Source organism: Cryobacterium sp. RTC2.1 (assembly GCF_035018685.1).
Taxonomy (GTDB): Bacteria; Actinomycetota; Actinomycetes; order Actinomycetales; family Microbacteriaceae; genus Cryobacterium; species Cryobacterium glucosi.
The window spans coordinates 1-13,971 of the sequence record NZ_JASJXJ010000106.1; the positions used below are offsets into that span (position 1 = coordinate 1).

Consider the following 13,971-nt stretch of genomic DNA (forward strand, 5'->3'; position numbering starts at 1 on the left):
GGTTTGTCCCGCCCCCCAGATGAGCGTGACACGCCGGCCGGGGCGCGCAGGTGATGCTGTGCTAGTTGCGGGCGCCGAGCAGGTGCTCGAGGGCCAGCTGCTGCAGGCGAACGAAGCCGAAGCCCTTGCCGCCGAAGTACGCGTCGGTGTCGAAGTCTTCGTAGGAGGCGCGGTCGGCGAGCAGGTCGTCGTAGGTCTCGCCTTCGCCGAGGGTCGGCAGCGCGAGGTCGGGCACCTTGGCCGCGGCGAGCATCTGCTGCACCTCGGGGTCGGCGCGGAAGGACGCGGCGCGTTCCTTGAGCAGCAGGTACGTCTGGATGTTGGCCCTGGCGGAGTCCCAGACGCCCGTGATGTCCTCGGTGCGGCTCGGCTTGTAGTCGAAGTGGCGAGGGCCCTCGTAGGTCTGGCCACCGTTCGGGCCGCCGTTTTCGAGCAGGTCGACGAGAGCGAAGGCGTTGTGCAGGTCGCCGTGGCCGAAGACGAGGTCCTGGTCGTACTTGATGCCGCGCTGGCCGTTGAGGTCGATGTGGAAGAGCTTGCCCTGGTACAGCGCCTGGGCGATGCCGGCGGCGAAGTTGAGCCCGGCCATCTGCTCGTGGCCGACCTCGGGGTTCACGCCGACCAATTCGGGGCGCTCGAGGGTCGTGATGAACGCCATCGCGTGACCGATCGTCGGCAGCAGGATGTCGCCGCGGGGTTCGTTCGGCTTGGGCTCGATCGCGAAGCGGATGTCGTAGCCCTTGTCGGTGACGTAGTCGCCGAGCAGGTTGACGGCTTCGCGGTAGCGGGAGAGGGCCGAGCGGATGTCCTTGGCCGAGTCGTACTCCGCGCCTTCGCGCCCGCCCCACATCACGAAGGTCTTCGCGCCGAGTTCGGCCGCGAGGTCGAGGTTGCGCAGCACCTTGCGGAGGGCGAAGCGGCGGACGCTGCGGTCGTTCGAGGTGAAGCCGCCGTCCTTGAAGACGGGCTCGCTGAACAGGTTCGTCGTGATCATCGGAATGATCAGGCCGGTGTCTGCACACGCCTGCTTGACGCGGTCGATCTGCGACTGGCGCTTCTCTTCCGTGCAGCCGAACGGGAACAGGTCGTTGTCGTGGAAGGTCAGGCCGTACGCCCCGATTTTCGCCAGGTTCTCCACGGCGTCGACGACGTCGAGCGGCGGACGAGTCGGCCCACCGAAGGGGTCAGCGCCGTTGTAGCCGATGGTCCAGAGGCCAAAGGAGAATTTGTCTGCGGGGGTGGGCGTGATGGCCATGAGGTTCCTTGTCTGTCAGCGACGTTGATGATTTGTTGTATCTGTAAACATATTAGGGGAAAAGCGGATGCCGCGCTACCGTCATCCGGCAATCGGTGCGACCGGAACGGGCCGGTCGGGCGGGGCTTCAGCGCGGGGCGACGGTCGCCGCGGCCACGAGGGTGCGGGTGTGGTCGACGGTGCGCACGGGCCCGGTGAGCCGCAGGTTGAGGGGTGCGGCGACGAGCGTGCTCGAGTGCCCGAGCCGCAGCTCGAGAGCACCGGGTTCGACGATGCGGTCGCCGTCCCTGCCCGTGAACGCGGACAGGTCGGCGTGCACCGTGAACTCGACGCGTGCGCTCGCACCCGCATCCAGCTCGACCCGCGCGTAGCCGATCAGCCGGTTCACCGGGCGCACGACCGAGGCGACCGGGTCGTGCAGGTAGAGCTGCACCACGTCGGCCCCTGCGAGGGCACCCGCGTTCGTGACCGTGAGCGTGACCGTCGTTGCGGCATCCGTGGTCATCGAGGCCGCGCCGATCGCGGCATCGGTCCACTCGAATCGGCTGTAGCCGAGACCGTGGCCGAAGGGGAAGCGTGCGGTCGGGTCGAGGTTGGAGACCTCGTTCCGGCTCCCGAGCGGCGCGGCGAGGTACCCGCCTGGCTGGCCGCCCGCGTGGTTCGGTACGCTCACGGGCAGCCGGCCGGACGGGTTGACCCGGCCGCTGATCACGCCCGCGAGTGCCCCGGCGCCCTCCTCGCCGGGGAAGAACGACTGCAACACGGCCGCTGACCGTTCGGGTGCATCGTGCAGGAAGTAAGGGCGTCCGGCGACGAGCACGGTCACGACGGGGGTTCCGCTCGTGAGGACCGCGTCGAGTAGCCGCCACTGCCGACCGGGCAGTTCGAGCGACTCGGCGTCGCAGCCCTCCCCGCTGGTCCCGCGCCCGAACAGTCCGGGCCGGTCGCCGAGCACGATGATCACGAGGTCGGCGTCGGCTGCGGCACGTGCGGCTGGCGCGATGCCGGTCTCGTCGGTCCCATCGACGGTGACGCCGGGCGAGTATGTCACGGTCGCCAGGGGGTACTCAGTGCGAACTGCTTCGAGCACGGTGCGGATTTCGATTCCGATCGGCACCTCGGGGTGCAGGGTGCCGACGTGGCCGGGGAACGAATAGCAGCCGAGCAGGTTGAGCGCGTCGTCGGCATTGGGGCCGACGACCGCGATCCGCAGCGGTGAGCCGGTGGATGCCGGCGCGAGCGGCAGCAGGCCGTCGTTCGTCAGCAGCACAACCGATTGTTCGGCGATCCGGCGCGCGACGCTCCGGCTCGCGGCGGGATCAAGATCGACCCGCCCGCGCACGGCCTCGACGTCGGCGAGGTCGGTCTCGGTCCAGCCGGCCGGGAGCGGCGACCAGTCGGCGTCGAGCAGGCCGAGGTCGAGCTTCTGCAGCAGCACGCGCCGGGCTGCGCGGTCGATGTAGCCGGTCGGGAGCCGGCCGGCCTCGATCTCGGCGAGGAGCGGTTCCGCGAAGGTCTTGACGGTCGGCAGCTCAACGTCGACGCCGGCGCGGAGGGCCTGCACCGCGGCATCCCCCCAGGTCTCGACGATCGCGTGCAGGGTCTTCAGGAAGGCGATGCCGAAGTAGTCGGCGACGACCGTTCCGGTGAAGCCCCAGGTGTCGCGGAGGAGCCCGGTGAGCAGGGTCGGGTCTGCGGCGGTCGGCACGCCGTCGATGTCGGTGTACGCGTGCATCACGGAGCGGACCCCGCTCTCGCGCACCGCCATTTCGAACGGCGGGACGAGCACGTCGTTGAATTCGCGGCGGCCGATCGAGACGGGGGCGAGGTTGCGGCCGGCCTTCGATGCGGAGTAACCGATGAAGTGTTTGAGGGTCGCGACGATGCCGGCGGACTCGAGACCGCGCACATAGGCGGTCGCGATGGTGCCGACGAGGATCGGGTCCTCTCCGATGGTCTCCTCGACGCGGCCCCAGCGGGCGTCGCGTACGACGTCGAGAACGGGGGCGAGGCCCTGGTGCACCCCGACGGAGCGCATGCTCGCGCCGATCCGGCCCGACATCTCCTGCACGAGGCCGGGGTTGAAGGTCGCGCCCCAGGCCAGCGGCACCGGGTATGCGGTCGCGCCCCACGCGGTGAAGCCGGCGAGGCACTCCTCGTGGGCGAGGGCGGGGATGCCGAAGCGGCCGGCCGCGACGATGCGACGCTGGCTGCGCGCGAGGGAGACGACGCCGACGGCGGCGTCGACGGGCCCGGAGCCGAACGGCCGGGTCAGCTGGCCGAGGCCGTGCGGCAGGAGGGCGTCGAGGTCGAGGACGTCCTCCATGTCGTGCTGGTACGGGGCGACGCCGCCGCCGTCGTTTGAGGCGCCGACCCAGACTCCGTAGAGCTGGGCGACCTTCTCGCGCAGGGTCATCGCGGCGAGGAGGGTGTCGACGCGCTCGGCGGGGGAGCGCGCGGTGTCCTGCCAGGCGTGCGGCGCTGCATCCACCGAGGAAGGGGCTGGGGAGAGTGTGTCGGTCATGATTACTTGCCTCCGACGCCCATGAGGCCCTGAACAAGGGCGCGCCGGGCGAATAGGTACACGAAGAGAACCGGGAGCATCGAGAGCAGCACGGCCGCCATCAGCCCCGGAATGTTGACACCGTACTGCGACTGGAAGTCGAACAGTCCGAGGGTGATCACCTTGGTCGAGGCCGACTGGGTCAGGATCAGGGGGAAAAGGAAGCCGTTCCAGGCCTGCAGCGCGGAGAAGACGATGATCGTCGAGATGCCGCTCTTGGAGAGGGGAAGCACGAGCTGGAAGAAGCTGCGCATCGGCGTCGCACCGTCCATGGCCATGGCCTCGTAGAGCTCCGGGGTGATGTCGCGCATGCTGCCGGTCAGGATCAGGGTGCAGATCGGCAGGCAGAACGCCGCCGTCGGCAGGATGATGCCGATCAGGCTGTCGTAGAGCCCGGCGACCGAGATCAGGTAGAAGATCGGCACGATGACGGCCTGGGCCGGGATCGCGAGGCCGAGCAGGAAGGTGCGGAAGATCAGCGAGATGCCCCGGCTGCGGCTGCGGACGACCGCGTAGGAGAGCGGTGGGACGACGAGCACGACGATCGCGACGACGCTCACCGTGACGATGACGGTGTTCCACACGTAGGTGAGGAACCCGCCCGTGACGAGGGCGCCGAAATTGTCGAGGGTGAACGAGCTCGGCAGAGACAACGGGCCGGCGGATGCGTAGCCCTGCTGCGTCTGGATCGTCGCCGTGACCATGACGTAGATCGGGACGAGGACGATCAGGAGCCAGATGATGCTGCCGGCCCCGGCGAAGTAATTCGGTCTGGGCTTCATCAGATGCCTTCCTGGGCGCTGTTCATCTTGTCGTAGCCCGTCGCCCTGACCATGATGAGCGAGATGGCCGTCGCGATGACCACGAGGACGAGCGCGATCGCGCTGCCGACGCCGAAGTCGAAGGACTGGAACGCCTTCCGGTACATGTAGTACGGCGTGATGGTTGTGTCGGTGCCCGGCCCGCCCTTGGTCAGGATGAGCACGGTGTCGAAGGTGGTGAGGCCGCCGACGACCATCAGGATGCCGGAGGTCACGATGGTGTTGCGCAGCTGCGGCAGGGTGATGCTGAAGAACTTGCGCATCGTGCCTGCGCCGTCGATCTCGGCGGCCTGGTAGAGCACGGGCGGGACCGACCGGGCAGCGCCCTGGTAGAGCAGGGTGTGCAGCGGGGTGAACTGCCACGCGCCGACGAAGGTCAGCACGGCGATCGCGCCGGCCTGGCTGCCGAGCAGGTTGCCGTCGCCGCCGAAGATCCCGGCCAGCTGGCCGGGGATGCCGAAGTTCGGGTCGAGCAGGGCCCGCCAGAGAACCGAGACGGCCGCGGAGGAGAGCAGCAGCGGGATGAAGTAGATCGCGGAGAGGACGGCGCGGTTCTTCTGCTGTCCCGCGGCCCAGACGCCGAGCAGGATGCTGAGCGGGGTCTGGATGACGACGCCGAGCAGGGTGAGCAGGGCGCTCAGCCAGAGGCTCTGCATCATGACCTTGTCGCCGAGGAGCTTGTTCCAGTTGTCGAGCCCGTTGAACTCGGGAGAGCCGAGGCCGCTCCAGCTCGTGAAGGACATCACCGCGACGCCGATGAGGGGGACGATCGCGAAGAGGGCGAAGAAGATTGTGGCGGGGAGGGCCCAGGCGAAGCCCGGGCGGCCCACGTTGGGGCCGCCCGAGTGCCGTGAGCGCCCGGTGGTTGGACGCTTCATGGTCAGTTACCTAGAGTGCCTGCATCGCGGAGATGAAGCCGGCGACGTCGAGCTTGCCGGTGAAGAACTGCGAGACCGCGGTCTTCATGTCGGCGGATGCCGACTGGGGGTATGCCTGGTCCCAGGAGAGCTGGAACGCGGGTGCGTCCTTGACCAGGTTGAACTGGAAGGTCGCGTATGCCGGGTCGGCGGCCTGGTCGAGGAACTTCTCGGTCGTGGTCGTCGTGGGGAGGTTGCCGATGCCGAGCTGGGCCTGGACGAACTCGTCGGAGTACATCAGCTTCAGGAAGTCGCGGGCGGTGTCCGGGTAGCGGGTGGCCTTGATGACCGAGTAGTAGTTGTTCGTGTTGCCGACGAGGTCGGCGCCGTCACCCTTGCCATCGGCGATCGACGGGAAGCCGGTGTAGCCGAGGTTGGCTTCGGTCCACGCCTTGTCCGCGGTCTGCTGGGTGGAGTACTCCCACGAGCCCATGAGCTCGAAGGCGGCCTTGCCGGTGCGGAGCAGAGCGGGCGAGCCGCCGTCGACGAAGCTCACGGAGTCGAAGTTGGTGCCGAAGGCGCCCGCGTCGATGAGGGACTTGAGCTTGGTGAGTGCTGCCTTGCCGTCGGCGGAGTCCCAGACGGTCGTGTCGCCGCCGATGGCCTTCGTGAGGAGGTCGGGGCCGGCCACACGGTCGAAGAGGTACTCGAACCACATCAGGGTCGGCCACTGGTCGGCGCCGCCGAGGGCGATCGGGGTGATGCCCTTCGCCGTGAGGACCTTGACGTCGGCGAGCAGGTCGTCCCACGTCTTCGGGGCGGTGATTCCCGCATCCGTCAGGACCTGCTTGTTGTTGAACAGGATGACCGGCTGGGTGCCGCGCATCGGGATGCCGTACGGCACGCCGTCGATCGCGGCGGCGTTGAAGACCGAGGGCAGGAAGCTCGACTCGAGGGCCGGGTCCGACTTGATCATGTCGGTGAGGGGGAGGAGGAGGTTGGCCTTCACGAACGGCTGGATGCTGCCGCCGCCCCAGTTGAAGAAGACGTCGGGCGCCGCGTCGGTGCTGATGATCGTCTGGAGCTTCTGCTGGTAGTTGGCGCCGGGGATCCGGTCGAGGATGACCTGGACCTTGGAGGTGGCGTTGAATTTGTCGACCATGGCCTGCTCGACGGTGTTGCCCGCGTCGCCGTAGACGGCGACGTGGATGACATTTTCCGGACGGTTGCTGTTGGCTGTGCTGCCTGATGTGCCGGAGCACGCGGAGAGCGTGACTCCCAACGCGATTACTGCGGATGCGGCGACGGCTCGTTTGAGCCATCTGCTCGTGTTCGACATTGAACGCCTCTCGAAAGTTTCGGCAAAGTTGCCGAAAGTGATTAGGATGACTGGAGTCTATGGCGCAGGGTTTGTTGCGTCAAGCGACAAACCAAACGGATGCACGGAGCCGAGGCTTCGGGGAAGAATGAGGCCATGTCGATCGTCGAAGAAAGCCGGGAGAGTCCGGACCGCGTGACCCTGTCGGCGATCGCCGCGCTCGCGGCCGTGTCGCTCTCCACCGTGTCCAAGGTGCTCAACGGGCGCGGCGACGTCGCCCCGGCGACGCGCACCCGGGTCGAAGAGCTGCTCTCCCGCAACGGGTACAGCCGCCGCGGCGACGCCGCAGCCTCCGCGCCGTTGCTCGAGCTCGTCTTCCACGAGCTCGAGAGCGTCTGGGCGATCGAGATTATCCGCGGGGTGGAGCGCGTCGCGCGGGCGAACGGGCTCAGCATCGTCCTCACCGAGAGCGGAGACAGGCACGCGCCGTCCGTGGAGTGGATCGACGGCGTGATCGCCCGCAATCCGGTCGGCGTGATCCTGGTCTTCTCGGACCTCTCGGGGGAGCAGAAGCAGAAGCTCGCGACCCGCGGCATCCCCTTCGTGGTCGTCGACCCGGCGGGGGAGCCGACCCCGGACGTACCCTCGATCGGCTCGGCGAACTGGTCGGGCGGCCTCGCGGCGACCCGGCACCTCATCGACCTCGGGCACACCCGGATCGGCATGATCGGGGGTCCGGTCGACATGCTGTGTTCGGTCGCGCGGATCGGCGGGTACCGTGCCGCGCTCGAAGCGGCCGGAATCGCCTACGACTCCTCCCTTGTGCTCGACGGTGACTTCCACCCGGAGGGGGCCAGGGTGCGCGCGGTCGAGCTGCTCGACCGGCCGGACCGGCCGACCGCCATTTTCGCGGGGAGCGACCTCCAGGCCATGGGCGTGTACGAGGCGGCCAGGGCGCTGGGGCTGCTCATCCCTGCCGACCTCTCGGTCGTCGGCTACGACGACCTCCCCCTCGCCCGGTGGGTCGGGCCGCCGCTCACGACGATCCGGCAGCCGCTCACCGAGATGGCGGAGGCAGCGGCGAACCTCGCGGTCAGCATGCGGCATTCCCCTGGCGGCACCGTGCAGCGGATGGATCTTGCGACGAGCCTCGTCACGCGGCACAGCACGGCCCCTCTCGCCTGACTCCCAACCGATTCGACGGACTCTTCTGGTCCATTCCGCGAGGGAGCGGGTGTGAAAGGCTTTCCGGGCAGAATCCCCGTCGAATCGGTTCGGTCAGGGCGTGGCGGATGCCGTCGGCACGTAGTCGAAGCCGGTGACCGTGACCGGGTGGCCGGGCTCGCCGCCCACGAAGGGCCCGACGAGGGTGCCCACGAAGCCGCCGGCGCGCTCGGTCGTCAGGAGGGTGGCATCCGTCACGGCGACGACCCGCGTCTCGCCGGCGACCGTGACCGTGAAAGCGACCCCCGCCGCAGACAGCTCTGCGGTGAGGCCGAGCAGGGAGCCCGGTGCGACGGGGTCGAGTGGCACGCTGCCGAGGACCGTGTCAGCCCCGTCCGCGCGCGCGATCGCGGTCGCGGCCCAGCCGGCCGGCGCGTGCGCGAGCTCGATGCGCAGGCCGAAATCCCCGCTCTGCCGCAGGGCGAGCCCGGTCGTGACCCCCGGGTGCGGCAGCACCAGGCGGATGCCCGCCCGCACGTCGGGATGCCGCAACCGGTACCCCAGGAACGCGGCCGGCGTCGTCGTCGCGGGTCGTAGCGTCGATGTCGACCCGGCCGGGTCCGGGGTCGGCGGCGGCGCAGGAGGCTCGAGGTGCAACCCTGCCGCCGAAGTGTGCGCTCCCGGCACCGGCCCGCGCACGCCGAGCCAGTGCGACGCGAGCGGCCCGACCGGGAAGGTGTCATGCAGTTCGGCCGGGGTCGGCGCATCCGCGCTCGTGAACGGTGTGCTTCCGCGCTCGCCGAGCCGGCCGGCACCCGGGTTGACCACGGGCCAGCCGGACTCCCAGGCGACGGGCGCGAGGAAGGTCTCCCGTCCGAGCACGTGCCCGCCCGCGCGGCTGCGCACGCCGAGGGCGAGGGCCCACCACGAGCCGTCCCCTGCCTCGACGAGGTCGGCGTGCCCGACGTTCTGCACGCTCGCGGTGGCTCCCAGCTGGCGGTGGCTGAGGATCGGGTTGCCGGGGTTCCCGACGTATGGGCCCGTGACGGACCGGGAGCGGGCGACCGAGACGGCGTGGTTCCGTTCGGTGCCGCCCTCGGCGGCGAGGAGGTAGATCCACCCGTCGTGCGCGAAGAGGTGCGGGCCCTCCGCCCACACCGCCCCGGCAACCGCGCCATTCCAGAGGATGTGCTCCTGGCCGAAGAGTCGCCCCGCGACCGGGTCGAGCTCGCGCAGCCAGATCTCGGTCTGGCCTGGGTATGCGCCGGGTTCGACGAGGCGGCAACCAGCCCACCAGGCCCTGCCCTCGTGGAAGAAGACCGTCGGATCGATGCCGCGCGCGCCCTCGAGGAACACCGGATCGGACCAGGGCCCGGCCGGGTCGGTCGTGGTGAGGAAGAACGACGCGTCCGCCGCGCCGCCGACGACGGTGCAGGCGAGGAAGAACAGACCGTCGTGATGGCGCAGGGTCGGCGCGTAGAGGCCGCCGGAGTCCGGCACCCCGGCGAGGTCGAGCAGGCCGGCCTGCCCGGTGCGGTCGATCGCGTGGCCGAGGGGTGTCCAGGTGACGAGGTCGGTGCTCGAGTGAAGTGGGAGACCGGGGAAGTATTCGAACGACGAATTGGCGAGGTAGAAGGTGTCGCCGACCCGGCAGACCGAGGGATCGGGGTACATTCCGGGCAGGACCGGATTCGCGAAGACCGTCATGCTTGACCACCCTAGTGACCGGACCGCCGGCATCCGTGACCCCTGACCCATTTAAGTCGATTGTCACAACAAATCCGGGACGGGGTGGTTCTGGTCCGTTGGTTCATGGGTCAGACTGTGCGACAAGACATTTATTATCGGGAAGCGAGGTCGGCGTCATGGCGAGCATCCACGATGTTGCGCGGGTTGCCGGTGTCTCGATCAGCACGGTGTCCTACGCGCTGTCCGGCAAGCGGTCGATCGCTGCATCCACGCGCGTGCGCGTCCTCGATGCCGTGGAGAGTCTCGGCTATCGTCCGAACGCGGGGGCGAGGATGCTCGCGGGCACCCGCACCAACATCTTCGCCCTCACGGCGCCTTTTCACGCGGACACTTATGCGCCGGCCCACATGGCCTTTGTGCTCGCGGTCGCGCAGGCCGCCCGTGAACACGACTACGACGTGCTGCTGCTCACCCAGGACGAGGCGACGAGCGGGCTGCGCCGGGTGGCGTCGAGCAGTCTCGTCGACGGCATCATCGTGCTCGACGTCGCGGGCGATGACGACAGGGTCGCGGTCATCCGTGAACTCGGCGTGCCGGCGACCTTCATCGGGATTCCCCGGGATGCCGCCGGTCTCGTCTGCGTCGACCTCGACTTCGAGGCCGCTGCGGCGCTCGCGGTCGAGAAGCTGGTGGCAGCCGGGCACCGGTCGATCGGCCTGATCGGGCACTCTCCCGGCGTCTATGCCCGCGGCTCGAATTTCCCGCCCCGGTTCCGCGACGGTTTCTTCGCGGCCGCTGCGGCCCACGGGGTCGAGACGGCGTTCGTGATGCCCGAACGGGACGGCCCGAGCGTCCGGATCGCCCTCGATGCGCTCTTCGCGGAGCGCCCGGACATGACGGCGCTCGTCCTCCATGCCGAGGAGAGCATACACACCGCGGTTCTGGACGTGCTGCGGGAACGCGGCCTGCGGGTGCCGCGGGATCTCTCCGTGCTTGCGGCCTGCGCGAGCTTCGAGACCGATCACTTCGAGCCTCCGCTCGACACGATTCCGCTCGTCGCCGCCGACTCCTGCTGGCGCGCGGTCACGCTCGCGATCGAGCAGGTGAGCGGTCCGATCGAACCCCGTATCGAACTCGTCCCTCCGCGTTTCTACGAGCGCGGCTCGATCGCACCGCCGCCGGATCGGCCAGGGGCCTCCCCGCGATCCTGACCCGCTCCCGACCCGGGAAGCCGGGTCCCACCACCGGATCTTCTCCGGGAACGGTGCGGAACGCTCCGGGACCTGTACCCTCCAAGTGGGGGAGCTTCGACGGGTTCCCGTGGTCGCATTCCTCGGGCAAAGGTGACGATGGACGACTACGAGGCACTCGTGGCAGAACGGGACCTCCTGCGAACCGCAATCGACCGGATCCCCGCCCTGATCGGGCACTGGAACAACGACCTCCGTTGCGACCTCGCCAACACCGCGTACGGCATGCTGCTCGGCGGCGACGCCGCGGCAATGCGCGGCCGGCATATCAGCGAGGTGCTCGGCTCCGAGCTCTACGCGAGCAACTTTCCCATGGTGCGTGGTGCACTCGACGGAATCCCGCAGCATTTCGACCGGACCCTCGTCGACGCCGGTGGCGTGACGCGCCACCTGCAGGTCGACTACCAGCCCGACATCGCCGGAGGCTTCTTCGTGCAGGTTGCCGACGTCTCCGAGCGGATGGCGGCGCAGCAACGGCTCGGGGAAGTGCTCGAATTCCAGAACGCCGTCCTCGAGACCACCCCCGACCTGATCACGGTGTTCGACCTTGACGAGGAGAAGCTTCTCTGGGCGTCGAAGTCCCTGAGCGAGACCTACGGCTACAGCGTCGAGGGCCTGTCGGATCCCGCGGAACGGGACCGCGCCGTTCCAAGCGAAGACCGGGGCATCTACCGCGCTGCCCAGGAGCGAGTGCGGCTGGCCCTCGATCACGAGGTCGTGCACTGCCGGCACCGGATGGTGACCGCAGACGGGCGCAGCCTGTGGGTCGAGCGCGGACTCACCCCGTTCAAGCGCAACGTCGAGGGCCGCGTCACGCAATACCTGAGTGTGTCGCGCGACATCACGGGACTCGTCCACGCGGAGCGCCAGCTCGACAGGGCCGCGAACCACGACGACCTGACCGGCCTGGCCAATCGCCGGCAGTTCATTTCGGCCCTCGAGGAGGCCGTCGGCCGGGAGTCCGGTGAGGTGGCGCTGGTCTACTGCGACCTCGACGACTTCAAGTCCATCAACGACCGGCATGGTCACGCCGTCGGCGACACCGTGCTCTGCCTGGTCGCCGAGCGACTGAGTGCCGTAGTCCGGCCCAGCGACCTCGTCGCGCGCCTCGGCGGAGATGAATTCGTCATCCTGATCACCGGCGGGATTCCCGAGGCGTCCGCCCTCGTCGAGCGCATCACCGAGCGGATGCGCCCCGTGTTCCCGATCGGAGACCTCACGCTCGCCGTCCGGGCCAGCATCGGCGTGGCCATCGGGGCCCAAGGCGCGAGCGCGGAGGATCTGTTCGCGCGGGCGGACGCCGACATGTACCGGATGAAGCCGGGTACCCCGCGGCGCGCTCTCCGTGCGCGGGTGCGCCGCGCCGCCGTCGGTCGTCGATGACGTCCCTGAGGTGTCGCATATCGATGTTCAACCCGCGTGTGAACCTCGATATGCGACACCTCAGGTGGAGGATCCGGGGGATCGCGGCCGGGCCGGATGCTCGTGCGACGCGGATATGTTGCGAATATCAACAAACAACTTGTGCCCGCATCCGCAGGCCCCTATGCTTCAAAGCGACCCACTGTCGAAGCGTTTCGGCGGGCGATAAGCACAGCAATTATCGAAGCGTTTCGATTCGCTCGCGCTCGGGTCGTCATCGGCGACAGGAATCGGTGTCGCCACTACAAGGAGGTAGAACGTGAGATTAGGAAAGCGCGCCCTCGCTGTCGTCGCAATGACGGCAGCAGCGGCACTCTTGACCGGCTGCGCAAGCGGTTCAACCGGCGGATCCACGAGCGCCAGCTCGGCTGGACCCGTCGACGGCACGGGGAAGACCCTGACGCTCTGGGACTTCGAGTCCGATACCAGCGCGATGGGAATCGCCTGGAACGAGGCGATCAAGGTCTTCGAGAAGGAGACAGGCGCGAAGGTGAAGTTCGAAGCGAAGAGCTTCGAGCAGATCCGTTCGACCGCGAGCCAGGTCCTCAACTCCGACCAGGCCCCCGACATCCTCGAATACAACAAGGGCAACGCCACCGCCGGCCTGCTCGCAAGCCAGGGGCTGCTCAGCAACCTCGACGACTACGTCAGCCAGTACGGCTGGGACGCGAAGCTCGCCCCCTCCCTGCAGACCACCGCCAAGTATGACGAAAACGGCATCATGGGCTCCGGCTCCTGGTACGGCGTTCCGAACTACGGCGAATTCGTCGAGGCCTATTACAACAAGGACATGTTCGCGAAGTACAACGTCGCGATCCCGACCACGCAGGCCGAGTTCGAAGCCGCACTGAAAACCTTCAAGGACGCCGGGATCACCCCGCTGGCGGAGTCGGCAGCCGAGTACCCGCTCGGCCAGCTCTGGTACCAGCTCGCGCTGACCAAGGCAGACCGCAGCTTCGTCAACGACTACCAGCTCTACACCGGTGACGTCGACTGGCAGGGCAAGGAACTGACCTACGCGACCAACACCATCAAGGACTGGACCGACAAGGGCTACATCTCCAAGGACGCCACCGGGACCAAGGCAGAGGATGCCGGCACCGCGTTCATCGCTGGGACGAGCCCGATCTTCTTCTCCGGCAGCTGGTGGTACAACCGCTTCACGACAGAGATCAAGGGCTTCGATTTCGGCACCTTCCTCTACCCCGGCGCCACGATGTCTCCCGGATCCAGCGGAAACATGTGGGTCGTCCCCGAGAAGGCCAAGAACCAGGACCTCGCCGCCGCATTCATCGACATCACGATGCGCCCGGAGATCCAGGCCCTGATCGGCAACAACGGTGGCGTCCCCGTCGCCGCGAACGCCTCGGACATCACGGACCCGAAGAGCCAGGAACTGATTGCCAACTTCAACACGCTCACCGCGCGCGACGGCATCGGCTTCTACCCCGACTGGCCCACCCCGACCTTCTACGACCAGCTGAACGCCGGCCTGCAGGAGCTCATGAACGGCACCAAGTCGTCCAAGGACGTCCTGACCGAACTCGGCACCGAATACAACGACGGCATCAAGGACATCAAGAAGTAGTCCGCCGCGGGTCAGGGCGTAGATCGGGCCGAACACCTTGAGGG

10 protein-coding genes are annotated in these 13,971 nt (G+C 68.2%); 4 read left to right on the top strand and 6 right to left on the bottom strand.

Annotated elements, in window-relative coordinates:
• Nucleotides 1-61: 61 nt before the first annotated feature.
• The 5 genes from xylA to QN357_RS13135 form a co-directional block, all read right to left on the bottom strand.
• On the bottom strand, nucleotides 62-1,255 hold the full coding sequence (xylA, locus tag QN357_RS13115; protein WP_134446831.1) for a xylose isomerase: 1,194 nt from the start codon (nucleotides 1,253-1,255) through the stop codon (nucleotides 62-64).
• Nucleotides 1,256-1,382: 127 nt separating this feature from the next.
• Nucleotides 1,383-3,779: a beta-glucosidase gene (locus tag QN357_RS13120; RefSeq protein WP_323504988.1), complete on the bottom strand. Its 2,397-nt coding sequence runs from the start codon at nucleotides 3,777-3,779 to the stop codon at nucleotides 1,383-1,385.
• 2 nt (nucleotides 3,780-3,781) lie between these two features.
• The gene (locus QN357_RS13125; RefSeq protein WP_134446835.1) at nucleotides 3,782-4,600 is read right to left on the bottom strand and encodes a carbohydrate ABC transporter permease; all 819 of its coding nucleotides are present in this window, start codon (nucleotides 4,598-4,600) and stop codon (nucleotides 3,782-3,784) included.
• Nucleotides 4,600-5,517 carry a carbohydrate ABC transporter permease gene (locus QN357_RS13130; protein WP_134558039.1) on the bottom strand — a complete coding sequence of 306 codons (918 nt, stop codon included), beginning with the start codon at nucleotides 5,515-5,517 and terminating at the stop codon, nucleotides 4,600-4,602. Before QN357_RS13130 ends, QN357_RS13125 begins: the two co-directional genes overlap by 1 nt.
• A gap of 10 nt (nucleotides 5,518-5,527) precedes the next feature.
• Complete coding sequence (locus QN357_RS13135; protein WP_134446839.1) at nucleotides 5,528-6,835, bottom strand: ABC transporter substrate-binding protein; 1,308 nt, start codon at nucleotides 6,833-6,835, stop codon at nucleotides 5,528-5,530.
• Between the two features lie 135 nt (nucleotides 6,836-6,970).
• On the opposite strand from QN357_RS13135, the gene QN357_RS13140 reads away from it, so the two are divergent.
• Nucleotides 6,971-7,999: a LacI family DNA-binding transcriptional regulator gene (locus tag QN357_RS13140; RefSeq protein ID WP_134446841.1), complete on the top strand. Its 1,029-nt coding sequence runs from the start codon at nucleotides 6,971-6,973 to the stop codon at nucleotides 7,997-7,999.
• Between the two features lie 93 nt (nucleotides 8,000-8,092).
• Here the strand turns inward: QN357_RS13140 and QN357_RS13145 are convergent, their stop codons facing one another.
• The gene (locus QN357_RS13145; protein ID WP_323504989.1) at nucleotides 8,093-9,685 is read right to left on the bottom strand and encodes a glycoside hydrolase family 43 protein; all 1,593 of its coding nucleotides are present in this window, start codon (nucleotides 9,683-9,685) and stop codon (nucleotides 8,093-8,095) included.
• A gap of 158 nt (nucleotides 9,686-9,843) precedes the next feature.
• On the opposite strand from QN357_RS13145, the gene QN357_RS13150 reads away from it, so the two are divergent.
• The 3 genes from QN357_RS13150 to QN357_RS13160 all read left to right on the top strand — a co-directional run bounded on the left by QN357_RS13150 (nucleotide 9,844) and on the right by QN357_RS13160 (nucleotide 13,927).
• Complete coding sequence (locus QN357_RS13150; RefSeq protein WP_134446845.1) at nucleotides 9,844-10,878, top strand: LacI family DNA-binding transcriptional regulator; 1,035 nt, start codon at nucleotides 9,844-9,846, stop codon at nucleotides 10,876-10,878.
• Nucleotides 10,879-11,016: 138 nt separating this feature from the next.
• Entirely contained in the window at nucleotides 11,017-12,300 is a 1,284-nt protein-coding gene (locus QN357_RS13155) for a sensor domain-containing diguanylate cyclase (RefSeq protein WP_323504990.1), read from the top strand.
• Between the two features lie 334 nt (nucleotides 12,301-12,634).
• Complete coding sequence (locus QN357_RS13160) at nucleotides 12,635-13,927, top strand: extracellular solute-binding protein (RefSeq protein ID WP_416347619.1); 1,293 nt, start codon at nucleotides 12,635-12,637, stop codon at nucleotides 13,925-13,927.
• Nucleotides 13,928-13,971: the final 44 nt, after the last annotated feature.